Origin of the sequence: Thermosipho globiformans (assembly GCF_003990895.1) — a bacterium.
Lineage (GTDB): Bacteria > Thermotogota > Thermotogae > Thermotogales > Fervidobacteriaceae > Thermosipho > Thermosipho japonicus.
Genome location: NZ_BHXD01000001.1, coordinates 258,416 through 275,841, shown reverse-complemented (window position 1 = coordinate 275,841; position 17,426 = coordinate 258,416). Strand labels below are relative to the sequence as shown.

The 17,426-nt window shown below is 29.5% G+C and carries 17 protein-coding genes and 3 tRNA genes; 8 read left to right on the top strand and 12 right to left on the bottom strand.

Annotation, left to right across the window (positions count from 1 at the left end; genetic code table 11):
• Positions 1-18 precede the first annotated feature (18 nt).
• From EO083_RS01585 to EO083_RS01570, 4 genes are read left to right on the top strand one after another with little or no spacing between them, the layout of a single operon-like run.
• Positions 19-1,311 carry a hemolysin family protein gene (locus tag EO083_RS01585; RefSeq protein WP_126992466.1) on the top strand — a complete coding sequence of 431 codons (1,293 nt, stop codon included), beginning with the start codon at positions 19-21 and terminating at the stop codon, positions 1,309-1,311.
• The gene (locus EO083_RS01580) at positions 1,304-1,693 is read left to right on the top strand and encodes a cytidine deaminase (protein WP_126992465.1); all 390 of its coding nucleotides are present in this window, start codon (positions 1,304-1,306) and stop codon (positions 1,691-1,693) included. The genes EO083_RS01585 and EO083_RS01580 overlap by 8 nt, the downstream gene beginning before the upstream one ends.
• Positions 1,690-3,210 carry a DNA repair protein RecN gene (locus tag EO083_RS01575; protein ID WP_126992464.1) on the top strand — a complete coding sequence of 507 codons (1,521 nt, stop codon included), beginning with the start codon at positions 1,690-1,692 and terminating at the stop codon, positions 3,208-3,210. The genes EO083_RS01580 and EO083_RS01575 overlap by 4 nt, the downstream gene beginning before the upstream one ends.
• A 19-nt stretch (positions 3,211-3,229) precedes the next feature.
• Entirely contained in the window at positions 3,230-3,751 is a 522-nt protein-coding gene (locus tag EO083_RS01570; RefSeq protein ID WP_126992463.1) for a hypothetical protein, read from the top strand.
• Here the strand turns inward: EO083_RS01570 and ligA are convergent.
• Positions 3,741-5,738, bottom strand: coding sequence for an NAD-dependent DNA ligase LigA (gene ligA / locus EO083_RS01565; protein ID WP_126992462.1), 1,998 nt, complete (start codon positions 5,736-5,738; stop codon positions 3,741-3,743). The genes EO083_RS01570 and ligA overlap by 11 nt on opposite strands.
• A gap of 86 nt (positions 5,739-5,824) precedes the next feature.
• Between ligA and EO083_RS01560 the strand changes: the two genes are divergently transcribed.
• A complete protein-coding gene (locus tag EO083_RS01560; RefSeq protein WP_126992461.1) occupies positions 5,825-6,043 on the top strand; it encodes a hypothetical protein in 219 nt (72 codons plus the stop codon).
• Between the two features lie 6 nt (positions 6,044-6,049).
• Here the strand turns inward: EO083_RS01560 and rnr are convergent, their stop codons facing one another.
• From rnr to EO083_RS01520, 8 genes are read right to left on the bottom strand one after another with little or no spacing between them, the layout of a single operon-like run.
• Positions 6,050-8,170, bottom strand: a complete 2,121-nt coding sequence (rnr, locus tag EO083_RS01555; RefSeq protein WP_126992460.1) for a ribonuclease R — start codon at positions 8,168-8,170, stop codon at positions 6,050-6,052.
• Between the two features lie 4 nt (positions 8,171-8,174).
• Positions 8,175-9,422 carry a 16S rRNA (cytosine(967)-C(5))-methyltransferase gene (locus EO083_RS01550; protein ID WP_126992459.1) on the bottom strand — a complete coding sequence of 416 codons (1,248 nt, stop codon included), beginning with the start codon at positions 9,420-9,422 and terminating at the stop codon, positions 8,175-8,177.
• Positions 9,419-10,111 carry a zinc metallopeptidase gene (locus tag EO083_RS01545; RefSeq protein ID WP_126992458.1) on the bottom strand — a complete coding sequence of 231 codons (693 nt, stop codon included), beginning with the start codon at positions 10,109-10,111 and terminating at the stop codon, positions 9,419-9,421. Before EO083_RS01545 ends, EO083_RS01550 begins: the two co-directional genes overlap by 4 nt.
• Before the next feature lie 21 nt (positions 10,112-10,132).
• Positions 10,133-10,786 (bottom strand): response regulator transcription factor, encoded by a 654-nt coding sequence (locus tag EO083_RS01540; protein ID WP_126992457.1) that lies wholly within the window; start codon positions 10,784-10,786, stop codon positions 10,133-10,135.
• A complete protein-coding gene (gene rlmB / locus EO083_RS01535) occupies positions 10,767-11,483 on the bottom strand; it encodes a 23S rRNA (guanosine(2251)-2'-O)-methyltransferase RlmB (RefSeq protein ID WP_126992456.1) in 717 nt (238 codons plus the stop codon). The genes EO083_RS01540 and rlmB overlap by 20 nt, the downstream gene beginning before the upstream one ends.
• Positions 11,480-12,235 carry a nucleoside triphosphate pyrophosphohydrolase gene (gene mazG / locus EO083_RS01530; RefSeq protein ID WP_126992455.1) on the bottom strand — a complete coding sequence of 252 codons (756 nt, stop codon included), beginning with the start codon at positions 12,233-12,235 and terminating at the stop codon, positions 11,480-11,482. The genes rlmB and mazG overlap by 4 nt, the downstream gene beginning before the upstream one ends.
• Positions 12,210-13,193, bottom strand: a complete 984-nt coding sequence (locus EO083_RS01525; RefSeq protein WP_126992454.1) for an AI-2E family transporter — start codon at positions 13,191-13,193, stop codon at positions 12,210-12,212. The genes mazG and EO083_RS01525 overlap by 26 nt, the downstream gene beginning before the upstream one ends.
• A gap of 3 nt (positions 13,194-13,196) precedes the next feature.
• The gene (locus EO083_RS01520) at positions 13,197-14,426 is read right to left on the bottom strand and encodes a hypothetical protein (protein WP_126992453.1); all 1,230 of its coding nucleotides are present in this window, start codon (positions 14,424-14,426) and stop codon (positions 13,197-13,199) included.
• A 69-nt stretch (positions 14,427-14,495) separates the two neighbouring features.
• Between EO083_RS01520 and EO083_RS01515 the strand changes: the two genes are divergently transcribed.
• The 3 genes from EO083_RS01515 (at position 14,496) to EO083_RS01505 (ending at position 16,959) form a co-directional block, all read left to right on the top strand.
• The gene (locus EO083_RS01515) at positions 14,496-15,683 is read left to right on the top strand and encodes a hypothetical protein (RefSeq protein ID WP_126992452.1); all 1,188 of its coding nucleotides are present in this window, start codon (positions 14,496-14,498) and stop codon (positions 15,681-15,683) included.
• A gap of 381 nt (positions 15,684-16,064) precedes the next feature.
• Positions 16,065-16,745: a transposase gene (locus EO083_RS01510; RefSeq protein WP_241229921.1), complete on the top strand. Its 681-nt coding sequence runs from the start codon at positions 16,065-16,067 to the stop codon at positions 16,743-16,745.
• Positions 16,735-16,959 carry a DNA alkylation repair protein gene (locus tag EO083_RS01505; protein WP_241229920.1) on the top strand — a complete coding sequence of 75 codons (225 nt, stop codon included), beginning with the start codon at positions 16,735-16,737 and terminating at the stop codon, positions 16,957-16,959. The genes EO083_RS01510 and EO083_RS01505 overlap by 11 nt, the downstream gene beginning before the upstream one ends.
• 113 nt (positions 16,960-17,072) lie before the next feature.
• Here EO083_RS01505 and EO083_RS01500 read toward each other — a convergent pair.
• From EO083_RS01500 to EO083_RS01490, 3 genes are all read right to left on the bottom strand, one after another.
• A tRNA-Phe gene (locus EO083_RS01500) sits at positions 17,073-17,148 on the bottom strand.
• A 15-nt stretch (positions 17,149-17,163) separates the two neighbouring features.
• A tRNA-Val gene (locus EO083_RS01495) sits at positions 17,164-17,238 on the bottom strand.
• A 10-nt stretch (positions 17,239-17,248) separates the two neighbouring features.
• Positions 17,249-17,324, bottom strand: a tRNA-Glu gene (locus EO083_RS01490).
• Positions 17,325-17,426: the final 102 nt, after the last annotated feature.

Here is a 17,426-nt window from a genome sequence, read left to right as displayed (position 1 = left end):
TTGGAGGTGGTTTCTAAGATGGAAGATCCTTTAAGTTATTTGTTAAATTTATTTTTGTTAATTTTTCTACTTTATCTTTCTTCTCTGTTTTCAGCTTCTGAAACTGCTTTAACTTCTGTTAGTAAGTTAAAGTTAAGGGAATCTTTGAAAAAAGGAGATAAGAGTGAAGAGGAAAACGAGCTTCACCTTTTTAACAAACTTTTAACTGTAATACTCATAATGAACAATTTAGTCAACATTTTAGCTTCATCAATTGCAACATTAGTAGTTGTCAACGCATTTAAAAATGTATTCCCAGAAAGTCTCTCGGCACTTTTTAGTACGTTAATTTTGACATTTTTCATATTAATTTTTGGTGAAATTACACCAAAAATATATGCAAGGCAAAATAATGAAAAAATATTTAATAAAATGATTGGTATTTTGATATTTTTGTCCAAGATATTTTCACCAATAATAAAACTTCTTGTATCAATATCCAATTTTGTAATTAGAATAATTGGCGGTACCTATGTCGAAGAAGCACCATTTATTACAACAGAAGATATTATAATGTATGTTGAGGTTGGAAGAGAAGAAGGAACTATTAAACATGAGGAAAGTTTTATGCTTAAAAGAACTTTAGAAATGGAAGAATCCGTTGTAAGAGAAATTATGATTCCAAGGGTTGATATAGTAGCAATTGAAGAATCAGAAACTTTGGATAAAGTAATGAAAATAATCAAAGAGGAAGAATATTCAAGGATTCCAGTCTATAAAGAAACAATAGATAATGTAGTTGGTATTTGTTATGCTAAAGACGTTTTAGCATTTATAAGTGATAGAGGATCTGAAATATGCGAAAAGGTTAAGGTGAAAGAATTGATGCGCGAGCCACTCTTTGTCCCAGAAACTATGAAAGTTTCTGAACTTTTAAAAATTTTTAAGGAGCAAAAGATGCACATGGCAATCGTTGTAGACGAATACGGAGGAACTGCTGGACTTGTAACTATGGAAGATATTCTAGAAGAAATTTTTGGAGAAATTATGGATGAGTATGATCAAAATGAAAATCTTGGAATAAAAAAACTTGAAAACGGCTCTTACATAGTAGATGCTACTGTACCTATTAATGATATAGAAAGAGAACTAAAAATAGAGTTTCCTGAGACAGACTATGAAACATTAGCAGGTTATATTCTAGAACACCTTCAAAGAATCCCAAAAGTTGGTGAAGAAATTATAATCGATAAATTCAAATTTAAAATAATTGCAGCATCAAAAAATAGAATTGAGAAAGTATTGGTTAAGGTGGTGAAAGATAATGAATGATAAGCTAATTGAACTTGCAAAAAAGGCACAAGAAAATGCATATGCTCCTTATTCAAATTTCAAAGTAGGTGCAGCAATTTTAACAAAGAGTGGAAAAATTTTTACAGGCGCAAATGTTGAAAATGCATCATACGGATTGAGCTGCTGTGCTGAAAGAACTGCTATTTTCAAAGCAGTAAGCGAAGGAGAAACTCAATTTTCAAAAATTGTAGTTGTTGGTGATACTGAAGAGCCGATATCTCCTTGTGGCGCTTGCAGACAGGTTATGGCAGAATTTGGAGATTTTGAAGTAATTTTAGTAGGAAAAAATGGAAATATTAAGAAAACCACAGTATCAGAATTATTACCATACAATTTTGACAAGGAGCATCTAAATAAATGAAGAGTGTAGAGGTAGTATCTGTACACCTTCATGATTATTTGTATTTTAAAGATGTAGATATTTACTTTGATAAAGGATTAAATGTAATTACCGGTGAAACTGGTGCCGGAAAAAGTTTGATGTTGGATATTTTTGGAATATTGCTTGGAGTTACCCCAGGTAGAGTAGACAACTACAGCGTGGAAGTAGTAATTGATATTCCAGATGATATCTTGGAATATGAAATTTTTAAGGGAGAAAATGTATTTTCAGTTAAAAGAAACAATTCAAGAACTACTTTTAAGATAAATGGAAGAGTATATCCAAAGAATATTGTATCTTCAATTTTATCAAATTATATAACTTTACATAGGCAAAATTCACACATGAAATTTTTGGAGCAAAATTTTTTGATATCTATTTTAGATGAAATTTCAAATAATAAAAACTTATTAAATGAGTATAGAAAATATTACGAATTATATAAAGAATTAAACGAACTTCTTAAAAGTGAGAGTTTGAATAAGCTATATGAAAAGTTAGAATATTTAGAGTCAGTTATAAAAGAAATAGAAGAAGTAAACCCAACTGTAGAAGAAGAAGAATTTTTAAATGAACAGTACAATGTTGCTACTAAGCTTCAAGAAACTTTAGAAAAGTATAATGAAATTTTAAACGAAAGTGAAGTTATTTCAGAAAAATTGTGGAATATAAAAAAGATAATTAATGATAAGTATGAAGAATCAGTAAATGCAGCTTTAGATATTGTAGAAACATTAAAATTAGATATTCAAAAAGAACTTTCAGAAATTGAAGGATATGATGTTAAAGAAATCGAAGAAAAAATCTGGCAATATAACCAGCTAAAGAGAAAATACGGTCCAACTCTAGAAGATGTTTTGTTAAATTATGAAAATTATATGAAAGAGTTAAATGAAGTTAAAAAGAAAATAGAATTATTAGAAGATTCTCAAAAAAAGATAGAAGATTGCTTAAAAAACATGAAAAAACTTTCAGAAAAAATTTCGTTAAATAGAAAAAAAGCTGCTGAAAAAGTAAGTGAAGCATTCTTAAAACACTGCAATGATTTAAATTTAAATATAGAAATTCAATTCAATTTTTTAAAAATTGATTATAATTACAATGGATTCGACAAAGTTGAATTATTAGGAAGAACTGTAAAAAATCAACCTCTAAAACCGTTGAAAGTTATAGCCTCTGGCGGTGAACTTTCAAGGTTAATGCTAGCTCTGGAACTTTCAGTAGTATCAGATGGTATCCTAATTTTTGATGAAGTAGATGCAGGAATCAGTGGTGAAACTGGTAATAAATTAGCTGAAAAGCTTAAAGAAGTATCTGAAAGATATCAAGTAATCGTAGTCACACACCTTCCACAAGTTGCAGTAAGGGCTGACAAACATTTCGTAGTTTTAAAAGATCAAAAGTCTGGATTAATAAAAGAACTAGATGAAGAAGAACGCTCAATTGAAATTAAAAGAATGGTAGGTTCCGATGATGTACTTAAGTTTATAGATTAAAATTTAGGGTGGTAATATTATGAAAAGAGCGATAATTTATACGTTACTTTTAGCAATGTTTTTGTTTTTTTGGGGCTGCAACTATGAAAGAGATAATAATTGTGTATCAATAGGGATTGATAAATATTGCCTTCAAGATAATGATGAAATAATTAGTATAAATACTAACTTTGGTTATCTAATAAGTAATCAAAAGAATTTGATTTATTTTGAGGGTGTTTCTCAAAGCGGCGGAGTTGATATTGAAGATTCTCTTAACAAGGCAAGAATTGATGCAGCTTTAAAAATGATAGACTTTTTTGGTGTAAAGATAGGAACCTACAATGGAAATGTAAAAATAAATTATGGAACCATAAGCGAAGTCTCGCTAAAAATTATAAAAATTTTAAACAGTTCATTAGAATATCTGGTTTTTAGAAGAAACAGAGGTAGCTTTTATGAAATTCATACCATATTGATCTATATACCAGGTAACAAAAAATTCATCCCCATTTATGAGGATGAATTTTCAAAAAAATTATGGCAATATGCTAATCAATAATCATTTTTTTAAATTCATCTTCATTTATAATTTTTAAACCAAGCTCCAATGCTTTTTGATATTTTGAACCCGGTTTTTCACCAACTAATAGATAATCAGTTTTCGAAGAAACAGTGTTAGTAACTTTTCCGCCAAGTCTTTCTATAATTTCTTTTATTTCTTCCCTTTTAAAAGAATTAAACTTTCCTGTTATTACAAATGTTAAACCTGCTAGCTTTGAAGACTTTTTCGTTTTTTCTTCCTGTTCTAGTTTTACACCTGCATTTTCCAATTTTCTAATTATTTCTCTTGTCTTTTCATTTTTAAAGTATTCGATAATACTTTTTGCAACTTCAGGCCCAATTCCCTCAATAGAAGTTAACTCATCATAACTAGCTTGAGAGAGCGCTTTAATACTTTTGAATTTATCGGCTAATATTTTGGCAGTTTTTTCACCTACAAGTGGAATTCCAAGACCAATAATAACTCTATATAACGGAGTATTTTTTGCCTTTTCAATTTGTTCTAAAATATTTGCAATAGATTTTTGACCTAATCCACTGATTTGTGCAAGATCAAATGGGGTAAGATAAAATATATCTGCTACATCATTTATTAATCTTGCATCTACTATCTTTTCAACTATTTTTTCTCCCAAACCACTTATATTAAATGCAGATTTAGAAACAAATATTTCAAGATGTCTCTTTAATTTTTGGGGGCAATGAGGATTTAAACATCGTATAGCAACTTCTTCTTCTGAAGTTTTACCCACTTTTCCACCACAAATTGGACATGATTTTGGAACTTCAATTTCAAGTTCTTTTCCCGTCCTTTTTTCTTTTATAACACTTACAATCTGAGGAATTATACCACCGGCTTTTTCTACGTACACGTGATCTCCAATTCTTATATCTTTTTCTTTTATGTAATCAAAATTATGCAAAGAAGCTCTTTTAACAATAGAACCTTCCAAATTAATTGGTTCTAAAATAGCTACGGGTGTTATAACTCCGGTTCTTCCAACATTAAGTTCTATATCCAAAATTTTTGATTCAGCTTTAATAGAGGGAAATTTAAAAGCAATAGCCCATCTTGGAGATTTTGCAGTCTCACCTAATTTTCTTTGATATTCAAAATTATTAACTTTTATTACAAGTCCGTCAATCCAATAATCTAATTGTGTTCTCTTCTTGGTCATTTCTTTCCAAAAATCTATTACACAATCAACATCGTGACATAACCTTGAATAAGGATTAGTTTTAAATCCTACTTCTTTTAAGAATTTTAAAGCTTCCCATTGAGTTTTTAAACCATAAATCTCAGGGTTTACTACATAATAAATGAAAGAATCAAGATTTCTTTTAGCAACTATAGAAGAATCTAGTTGCCTTATAGTTCCAGCAGTAGCATTCCTTGGATTTGCAAAGGGTTGTAAACCTTCCTCTTCGGCAATTTTGTTATACTTTTCAAATTCTTTTACTGGCATGAAAATTTCTCCTCTAACTTCAATTGTCAAATTTCTAAATAATCTAAGTGGAATAGATTTTATCTTTTTTACATTTTCGGATATATCTTCGCCTTCAATGCCATCTCCTCTACTTAATGCCATAACAAATTGTCCATTTTCATATCTCAATGCTACAGAAATACCATCAATTTTTAATTCACAAACATATTCAACTTCATTAACTCCTAGTAATTTTTTTATCCTCTCATCAAATTCTTTTATTTCTTCTTCGTTATACGTATTATCCAAGCTTAGCATAGGAATCGAATGTTTAACCTTTTTAAATCCATCGAGAACTTTCCCACCAACTTTTTGTGTTGGTGATGTAGGAGAATAAAACTCAGGGTATTTTTTTTCTAACTCTATAAGTCTTTTAAGAAGTTTATCGTATTCTTCATCACTAATTACAGGATCAGCAAGAACATAATATCTGTAATTGTGATATTCAATTTCTTCCCTTAATTTTTCAATTTCTTCTTTAATTTTTTTCTTATCCATACCATCACCTCAAATTTTTTGATAAATTTGCAAATTTTTTTGTTATATGGTAAAATATTTTTGTAATACAAAAAAGGAGGGATAATATGATAAATTTTCTTGCAATTTTAGGAGTAATATTTTTAGTACTACTTGGTATTATATTTTTCCCATTTTTATCTCCTATCTTATCTATAGTTTTAGGAGCTTTATTAATCGTATTAATATTTGTGGGGCTTGTAACAATAGTTTTTCCAGTTGTCTTAGTTATAATAGCGATCGCTTTAATAGTTAAAGGTATAAAATATTTAGCAAATAAAAGGTGAGGCTTTTTAAGCCTCACTTTTTGCTATTTCAAAGTCTATTTGCATTCTTGTTTTGTTTGCATTTACAACTTTTGCTTTTAATTTATCACCAATTTTGAATACTTTCCCAGTGTGTGAACCAATTAAAATACTTCTTTCATCGTCATAGACAAAGTAATCATCCAAAGTTGAAATATGAATTAATCCAGATATATTTTTATCTATGATTTCCACAAATAATCCAAATTTTGTTACCGCAGTAACTACTACATCAAATGTCTCACCAATATGCTTTGATATATAATCAATTTTCTTCAAAGCTGTATAATCCCACTCTGCTTCATCTGCTACTCTCTCTCTCTTACTTGAATGTACCGCAATTTTTGATAGTTTATCATTTAGTTTTGTAATTTCCTTTTTAGTTAATTTACCATTTGTTGATAAAAATTGCTTTATTAATCTATGAACCACAAGATCTGGGTATCTCCTAATAGGAGATGTAAAATGGGTATATGCATATGAGGCCAAGCCAAAATGTCCGATATTGTTTGCAGAATATACAGCCCTTTTCATAGACCTTACAAGAAGTCTTTCTATACTTCCACGTAGAGGATGATCCTTAGTCTTTTCTAAAAGTTCTTGTAAAAGTTTTGACGTTATTTTTTTTGGAACTTTAAAGCTAATACCTATTGCAGAGAGATAATTTTTTAATTGAATTATAGTATCTGGATCAGGTTTTTCGTGGATCCTGTATACGAAAGGCAAATCGAAATTATAAAATAATTCTGCAATTGTCTCATTAGCCTTGATCATGAATTCTTCTATAATTACCTCGGCTTCTCCCCTCTCTCTTGGTATAATATCAATTGTGTTCCCCTTTTCATCTAGGATTATCTTTACCTCTCCGCCTTCAATATCTAAAATCGCTCCACGCCTTTTTCTTGCATTTCTTAGAACATCTTTTAATTCTTTCATTAAAATAAGCTGATCATATAAATCACCGATTTTATTAAAGGCTATTTTATCACCTTTAAATAAAGCATTTACATCGTCATATACTAGTCTTCTATGGCTTCTAATTACACCAGGTGCAACTTCAAAATCTACAACGTTTCCTTCTCTATCTATTTCCATAACAAGTGACATAACTAACCTATCTTCACCTTGTACTAGACTACAGATACCATGGGAGAGCTTAAAAGGAAGCATCGGAAGAACTCTGTCAATTAAATAAACACTCGTTCCTCTTTTAAATGCTTCTTTATCTAATTCACTCCCTTCTTTTACGTAATGAGAGACATCAGCAATATGTACCCCAAGTAAATAATTCCCATTTTTTAATTTTTTAACACTAACTGCATCGTCAAAATCTTTGGCATCAGGTCCATCAATTGTTACTATAATTTCATTTCTGAAATCTTTTCTATTTCTAATGTCTTTTTCTAAAACTTTATCTGGAATTTTAGATGCTTCTTTTAATACCTTATCTGGAAATTCAAGTGGAAGATCATGCTTAACAACTACAGTAGGAAAATCAGTTGCCGGATCATCGGCATACCCTAAAACTTCTATAATTTTTGCTACGGGATTTTTAGTCGGCGTTGGATACTTAATTATTTTTCCAACAACTTTTTCCCCTGGTTTTGCATTATTGAAGAATTCAATAGGAACGTAAAAATCATATTGAATTTTCGGATCATCTGGAATTATAAAAGCAGCCCTACCAATTGGCTGAAAAGTTCCAACAACTTTTTTTAAACCGTGATCTAAAATTTTTACAACTCTTCCTTCTGGTATGTCATACCATTTTCCTGTAATTTCTACAACAACCTTATCTTTATGAATGGCTCTTCCTGCTTTTTCGGCCGGGACTGCAATTTCTTCCCCGTTTTCAGTCCAAACAAAAGCCATAGTTCCATTTCTTGTAAATTCAATTGTTCCAACAATCATATTTTTTCCTATAACTTTGTATCTTCCTTTAGAGTCTTTATATATTTTTCCTTCATTTTGTAATTCTTTAAGTAATTTCCTAACAATTTTCTTTTCTTCTTTAGTTTTAATTTTCAAAGCATTATAAATTTCTTTTTGTATCATTGGTTTATAACTGCTAGAATTAAAAAAACTTTCTAATTTCTTTTTGTTAATCATTTAATCACTCCTTTATCTTTCTTAATATCGAAACATAGAATGGTGTTAAAGTTTCATCAGGATAAAATAATGCACCGTACCCATCCCAAATATGTTTTATATTAAATTTTTCTAATTTTTCTCTTATATCAACAAATTCTGCATAACTTGAAAATTCTTTAACTACTTGTGTGTTTTCTTCGTAAGTAACGGTACAAGTTGAATAAATCAAAAGACCAAATTTATTTAAATATTTCCAAAGGTTTGAAACAATCTTTTTTTGTAGTTTCGAAAGTTCCAAAATATTATTTTTGGATTGACGTCTCAATACTTCGGGATTTCTTCTACCTGTACCAAGACTTGTACACGGGGCATCAACAAAGATTTTATCAAATAAATTATCTAACTTTAATTTCGAAGCATCTTTGCACATTATTTTTTTAGGAGAAAGTCCCAATCTTTCAAATTGCTCTTCAAGAATATTAATTTTAGACTTTTCATAATCATTTACGTATAAATTAACATCGCTAATTTCTAAAATATGTGTTGCTTTTCCACCAGGTGCAGCACAAGCATCAAGAACATTTTCTTCATTTTCATAATTCACTAATAAGGGGATAATTTGTGAAGATTCACTTTGAAATGTTATATATCCATTTTTGTATTCTTCTAATTCCCAAGGGTTAGTTTCCAATCTTTCAAAAATAATACCTACAGGTGAATGAGGAGTAAATGTTGTATTTTCCAATTCTAAATTCTCCCTATTTATTTTTCTCATATTTACCCTTGCTGTAGTTTTTAATGGCTTTTGATTATACTCTAACATTTTTAAAAGATAATCATTTGGAAGAAATGTTTTCCAGTATTCAATCAACCATTTTGGATGTGAATATTTAAGATATAATTCTTTAGGTTCAATATACCCAATTTTTGCAATTTTTCTCAAGACAGCATTTACCAATCCTCTAAACGATTTTTTCTCAACCAATTCCACACAGTTATTAACTACAGAATAAGAAGGCTTGTTAGTAAAAATAAGTTGATATGCCCCAATTCTTAAAACGGTTCTTATAGAAGGGGGAATATCACGCTTTTTTAAGAATGAATCAATTATCCAGTCAAGATATTCCTGCTTTCTCAAAACTCCAAAAATTAAATTCTTAAAAAAAGCTTTCTCCTCCACATAGGAGAAAGCCTGATAGAATTCAGTTGAAAATATTCCTTTTCTAAATTTTTTCCTCAAAAGCCGGTACGCTATTATTAGATCATTCAATCTCTGTTTCCTCCCAAAAAACCTGCTATTAAAAGCATTCTAAGTAATTGCAAAAATGCCATCAATGTTCCAGCAACATATGTCATTGCAGCAGCCCCTAAAACTTTTTTAACACCTTCAAGTTCATTTGGTGGCATCATAAGATTTGTACGTAGAATTTTTACTGCACGATTACTTGCATCAAATTCAACCGGAAGTGTTATTAAGGAAAATATCACAGCAAGAGAAAATAATAACACACCGATCCTAATCAAAGCAATGTTCATAAATATAAAACCTGCAATAAATAATATCCAAGATAAATTAGATGCAAAAGATACAACTGGAGCAATTCCAGTACGGATTACTAAAGGTACATAATGTCTAGCATGTTGAATAGCATGTCCAATTTCGTGGGCTACTACTCCAAGAGCAGCAATAGAGTTTGAATTATATGTTGCATCAGATAACCTGACAACCTTAGTTCTTGGATCATAATGGTCAGTCAAATGTCCTGGAATTTTTTCAATTTTTACGTTGTATAATCCAGCTGATTCAAGCATGTACTTTGCTAGTTGAGCTCCTGTCATATTTAATGATGATGGGATTTTCGAATATCTTGAAAATCTTTCTTGAACGTAGGCTTGTGCTATGAAAGCTAGTAATAACCCCGGTATAAGTATAATGAATGTTGGATCAAAAAAGAACATTTAATCACCTCCAAATAACAATTATGATATAGTATATCCAATTCCTCTGACCGTTTTAATTATGTCTGAGGATAATTTTTTTCTTAAATAGTTTATATATACCTCAACCGTGTTTTCAGAACCTTCATAGGAAATGCCCCACACTGCATCTAATATTTCCTCTTTTGATACTACCCTTCCAGCATTTTTTACTAGGTAAGCCAACAGATCGAATTCCGTTTTTGAAAGATTGATAGGCTTACTCTTAAATATAACCTCTCTCTTTGAGATGTTTATTATTAAATCTTTAATTTTAATTTCATCATTCAAAGTTATATTTTTTCTTCTTGCAATAGCTTTTACTCTCGCAAATAATTCTTCAAAGTCAAAAGGTTTTACTACATAATCATCTGCGCCACTCTCAAATCCTTCAAGTTTATTCTTTTTTTCTGACAACGCAGTTAACATTATAATCCCTGCTGATGAATCTAGCTTTCTTATCTTTTTTGCTACTTCAGTTCCATCTATATCGGGAAGCATAATGTCTAATACAACAACATCAGGTTTAAACTCTTGATATTCAATTATAGCATCTTCACCATATTCACAAGTTTTTACTGTACAATTTTCATGCTTAAATTCAAGTTCAAGTAACCTTCTTAGCTTATCATCATCTTCAACTACTAAAATTTTCATTTTGCCTCATCACCTCATAAAGTAATATACCCGCACTAACCGAAACGTTAAGTGATTCTACACTATTTTTCATAGGAATTGTTATTAAAGCATCACATTTTTCTTTTACGTTTGGCCTAATTCCAGAGCCTTCATTTCCTAAAACAATAGCTATTGGTTTCCTTAAATCTGTTTTATAGTAAACTTTTCCATTAGTATCCGCACCGTATACCCATATTCCCATTTCTTTGATATTTTTTATAAAACGTGCAATATTGGTCGTTTTTATTATATTAATTTTAAAAATTGTTCCTACTGAAACTTTAACCACAGTTGGAGTAACTTGAACAGAATTATTTTTAGGTATTATTACTGCATCTGCACCACTTGCAACAGCTGTTCTTATTATTGCCCCAAAATTATGAGGATCTTGTAATTGGTCTAAAATTACTAAAAAGGGTTTTTCTAAACTTTCAATAATACTTTCATCCTTATACTCAAATTCTCCAATATCAATAACAACGCCTTGATGCTTTTCCGTATTACTTAACCTTTGCAGAACTTTCTTATTTGCAATTGTAAAAGGTAATTTTCTTTTTTTTACTTCCTCAATTAGATCTGTTAATTCTGCAGAGTTAGTATCCGAAAAGTAGATCATTCTAACTTTAGTATTTGTTTCAAGAATTTCTTTTAGAATATTTCTTCCATACACTTTCATTCTTTTGACTCCTCCCAGTACTTGTTCAGTTCATCAAGTGAAAGATCTTCAAATTTTTTACCATCTTTTTCGATCAATTTTTCCATTTTTTTAAATCTTTTTACAAACTTTTCAGTGGCTTTTCTCAAAGCAACTTCTGGATCAATCTTTAAAAATCTAGATAAATTCACAATTGCAAAGAGTAAATCTCCTAACTCGTCCTCAGCTTCTTCATCATTTTTTGCATTTTTCAATTCATCAATTTCTTCATAAACTTTTGAATAAACATCTTCAATATTATCCCAGTCAAATCCTACATTAGCAGCATTTTCTTGAATTCTCCTTGAAAGTGATAAGGCAGGCAATGAATAATTTATTTTACCTATTCTTGAAAAATCGTTTTCTCCCTTCTCTTGAGCTTTTATTTTTTCCCATCTTATGTAAGAAAAATCTTTCTCATTTCCAAACACATGCGGATGTCTCCTTATCAACTTTTCTGATATTGCATCGATAACATCATTAATCGAAAATTTTCCTTCTTCACTTGCAATCTGTGCATGAAAGATAACCTGAAGTAATATATCACCAAGTTCCTCCTTGAGATTATCGTAATTTTTATTTTTTATTTCTTCAATTAATTCATATGCTTCTTCAATTAGATAAGGTATCAATGAATCGTGAGTCTGCTTTTTGTCCCAATCACATCCATTGGGACCTCTTAATTGCTTCATTATATTAATTAATTTCTCAAACTTTTCCCCTGTTGTCGCCATAACTACCTCCTAATATATAATATTTCCAGAATTTCTTTATGAATAATATCGTTGGTATAGCAATTAATATTCCTATAAACCCGAAAAAGTCATTGAATATTAAAAGGCTAATTATGAGAACAAACCAATGAATCTTTAAATTGCTACTTTGAATTTTTGGTGCAAAAAACCAACTTTCAAGCTGATTTACAATTACCAATATTATAATTCCTAAAACTATACCTGTAAATCCTTTCGATGTCCAACCTAGCATTAACATTGGAATTGAAACAATTATTACACCAAGAAATGGTATAAAATCAGTTATAAACGATAAAATACCTAAAAAAAGGGCACCTTTTATTCCAAAAACAAAACAAAGAAATCCTACAGATATCCCTACAAATAAAGCAACCAATACTTGGCCACTTACAAACCTTTCAAAATCTTTGTAAAAACTCCTAAAAAAGTTATACCCTTTCTCTGGATTATACACAAAAAAACTTTTTAAATTTTTCTTCAAATATGCTTTTAAATTTGAAACAGCCAGTGTCGTGACTATTATAAGTATTCCCATTGTTATGATAGATGGAGTGTAAGAAAATAATTGGTTCAATACATTTAACGCAAAATTTGAAATTTGTTTATTAGAATTATTCAAAAAGTCAAGTATCCAGGAAGGCAGTTGTGGATTTCCATTTATAGAAATTTTTGAAAGTTCAGAAAATATCTTTTTTCCTTCTTCCAATATAACTGGTATAAATGTTATAAATGAATAAAAAATTAATGATAACATCAAAGTATATGAAATCACTTTAGAAAGATGTTTGTTTAACTTCTTTGATAATAATTTTGCAGGAACATCTATAACAATAGAAAAATAAAATCCTATTATAACTGCACCAAATACAAACGGAGAAAACTTTATTAATATCAAAAATAAAATAAAATATATTAGAATTAAAAATTTATCATCCATTTTTTAATCACCACTTTTTCTCCTTAGTTTATTTATAAAATTGCTAAAAAAAGAATTTTTTGATTCAACTTTTGAAATATGCGTTTCTTTTAATGGTGTTTCCACCAAATGTTTTACAAATAAATTTAGTATAGCATCTTTAGTAGAGTAAGATGGATACAGAATTTTACTGATAGCTTCTATCACTACTTTTAATGTAAAATCAAAGCTGTTTAATACATCTCTCTTTAGATAGATAACATTATCTTTAATATAATAAAAACTTTTTGAATCAATCCTTTCCAGCATGTTAGTTGATATTAAAACATTTATATCTTTATCTATTGTAGAAAGAAATTTCTTTAAGCTTTGAAAATTTTCTTTTTCTTTTTCAGAAAGTTTTTTCTCATCTATTATTTCAAAAACAAAATTTTTAGAATATTTTTCAAAATAATTTTGTATAGTATTGATTCTATTTCCAAGAATATCTCTTTCATTTAAAAGTTCTTCTTTTATTTCTTCGGGAATTTCTATAATTTTATACCCAGAATTTCTTGCATTTTCTAGTAAATGATTATACTGAACTATTTCTTTTTTAGTAATAAATAAATAGTTATTTAAAGCATTTAATAATTTTAGGGCATGAATTTGAACATCTTTCCATTTTATTTCATCATGTATATTTGTAGAATTAATAATCTCGTTTGCAAGTTTCATAGCAATTTCAGTATTTTCACAAAGTAAAAGTATATTTTTTAGCTTGTAGACAAACGCAGTTTTTTTAAATGGTAAGTCTAGATTCTCTAATTTCTTTATCATATTTTTTGTTGGATTTTTTATATTATAACTATACAGTAAGTTATCTTCCTCTGCAACTAAAATCCCCTTTACATAAATTTTTGATTTTTCATTTTTCTCGATTACTTCACCTTCAAAGTTCGATTCAATAACTTTTTCATTTGAAAGGTCTTTAATAAAATATTTGAGCCTTTCAAGAAATTTTTCATCTAAATCATTAAAAATAATTTTTCCTAACTCAATAACAGCCGGAGATTTATTAATATCAATTTTTTCCCCTTCGCTGTCAAGAATGATTACTTTGCCGTTGGACTTTAAAATATTTACAGGAATACATGAAGATGAAATAACTAATTTATTATTTTCAATAGCTATTTCATAATCTTCAAGTTTAGTAAAAACCTTTATTAAAGATTTAAATAATTCAGAAGTTATCATTTCTTGAAAATCAAACATTTAATCCCCCCTAGAACATAAAAATTATATCATAAAAAGTATGGTATAATTATTACGGGAGGTGAATTTATGAAAATCAAAAAATTATTAGTTATATTTGTTTTAGTTTTATCATTGATTGCTATTTCACAAACATACATTAACATTGGAACTATTGAAAGAAACAATGAAAAGTTTTTTGTTTATGAGCTTTCACCAGAATTTTCAATTGGACCAGTAACTATTGGAATAGGCTTTACCAGTTACTCTACTGATGTTGTTTATGGAGAAATGTATTATGGTATTCCTAGCTCCACACCAAGTACAAACATTTTGAATGCATTTGTCATAAATACCTTTGCATTAAATACTGATTTATTTGAATTTAGGTACGGGAAAGTAAAACCTGTTACTTTAGCTATGGGTTTCAATGTAAGAAAGTATGTTAATCCTAATACCAGAGCATTTGACATAACATTGAAATTTTCTGATCTTTCATTATATACACATTTGCCATATGAAATATCAAAATACATTCCATTTGAATTTTCAAGATCAGATAGTATATATATGGCAAGTTTAGGCTACAACTTAAGTCCCATATTAAAAATTGAATCTTACCTGATTACAGATGTTGATGCAACTGTAAGTTATACTGAAGATTCTTCAACACCAGTAAAATACGGTGGAGGAATTGCTACTTACATTCCTATTTTAAATTCCATTAAAATAGGCGGGGAAATTGCTGCTCAATCAGATGAAAGTTTTCAAAAAATTTCAAAAGGACTCTTTGCTGGAGTATTTGCAGATTTAGGATTAATAAATCCAATGGGTGGAATATACTACACGATGGATGGTTATATTCCGTTTTTGTTTAATAAAAAATATTCATTGCTTAAATTTAATAGCAATTTACCAAGCATGTCATCAACAGACAGCGCTTTAGGATATTTTGCAGGTGCAGATATTGATTTTGAACCTTATATAACTGGAGAATTTTATGTTTATGGATTACTAAAAAACAGTACACCAGTTGCCGAAGGAAATGTAAGAGTTATTCTTCCAGAACTAGGTAACTTCTCAGGACTTATCATTGACGGTACATATTTTGATGATTCACCATTTGAAGGTGGAAAATTGTTAGATGAAAATACAGAAGCAATTTTAAGACTTTCTTACCCATTAATTGGAAATAACTTCGTTGCCGGAATTCAATATAAATGGGAAAGTGATGAGTGGTTTAAGAGCATATTTATAAGTAGCGTAAGTAGTTTTTAAAATTAAAATTTAATAATAAAGCTCAACTTATTAGGCCCCATTCCTATATGTTCTAGAATGGGGCTTTTTAAATTTATCTCCAAAATATAAATTTCCTAAATCAGTTATCAATTAGGTTCTAAATATGACAAAGTTTGAATTATTTATTACGCCAAAATATCATTTCTGAACAAATTACTTATGATTAATGACCCTGGCCAATGTAAAAAATAGGTTAAATTAGAATATAAAAAAAGGGCTACACCTGCTAAAATTATTTTTGTACTAAAAATAATCTTTATCAAGGAGGTGTAGCCCCTGAAAAATATTCACTTCAATATTATTTTACCACAAAAATTACTCAATAAAATATCTAATCTTGTCTTTGACAAATCTAAAAGTATGTATCTAAGAAAGTATCCTGATCATATTTTTGTTTTAATTTTATCTCTTATGTATTTAACTAATATTCAATCTATGAGAAGACTATATGCTTATCTTTTAGATGGAAGAATAAAAATAAATAACCTACCTTCTAGGCAAACAATACACTATAGATTGAAAAGATTATCAAAAAAGAAAGTGAGTAAGAAACTAAAAAGACTTTTTAGTACACTGCTAGTTATTGACAGTAGTGAAATTAGAGGAAAGAAAAAGAGACTTCATCTATTATATGAAGCAAATGCAAAAGTGTTATTAGATTTTGAAATAGGAAATAATAGAGAAGTAGAACATGCAGAAGTTATGTTAGAAGAAATAGAAGGTTCGATATTGTTAGCAGATAGAGGGTACTGGCAATGGGAGTTTATTGAAAAAATGAAAGAAAAGATGAAATTATATGTAAGACCTAGGGGAAGAAAAGGGAAAGAATTTATGGAAAGAGAAATAAATAGGTTGATATATAGCAAAAGATGGGAAATAGAATGGTATATAGAAAGGCTGAAGCAGAGGATAAAGATGAGAGGAATGAATGAAAGGACGCTAAAGGCAGAGATTACATATATGTTACTAGGTCAGCAGTTAACAATGTTAATAGACGCACTCTCTGCTCATCCAAAAATGATTAGATTGATTGAAAAATAATTTTTACATTGGCCAGGGTGTATTAAATCATAAACATGACTTAATCCATAAAGCTGTCGGATGGATGCTACGTGAAATAGGAAAGAGAGATAAAAAACTTGAAGAAGAATTTTTAAAAAAATACTATAAAAAAATGCCAAGAACAATGCTAAGATATGCCATTGAAAAATTTCCTGAAGAACAAAGGCAAAAAATTCTTAAAGGAATATGGTAAAATTTGTATTTCAAAAAATCTATTTATAGACAAACAAAACAAAAGCCCCATAGTCGGGGCTTTCTGACTTAAAAAAATTAATTTTTAATCAATCTCTGAAAAACAAATAAAACTGGTGGCGAGGGACGGAATCGAACCGTCGACACGTGGATTTTCAGTCCACTGCTCTACCAACTGAGCTACCTCGCCACCTCTATGAATTTATGGTGGGTGCGGCAGGACTTGAACCTACGACCTCCTGCTTGTAAGGCAGGCGCTCTCCCTCTGAGCTACGCACCCTTTTATTTTCTGGCGCCCCCAACGGGATTCGAACCCGTGCCTCTGGCTTGAAAGGCCAGTGTCCTAGACCGCTAGACGATGGGGGCTTATCACTTCAAGATTTCCTGTTTATTTTCTTTTCAATTTCGCGAGCAACCGATAATTATCATATCAAAAAACATTTCCATTGTCAAGCAGAAATTTTGTAA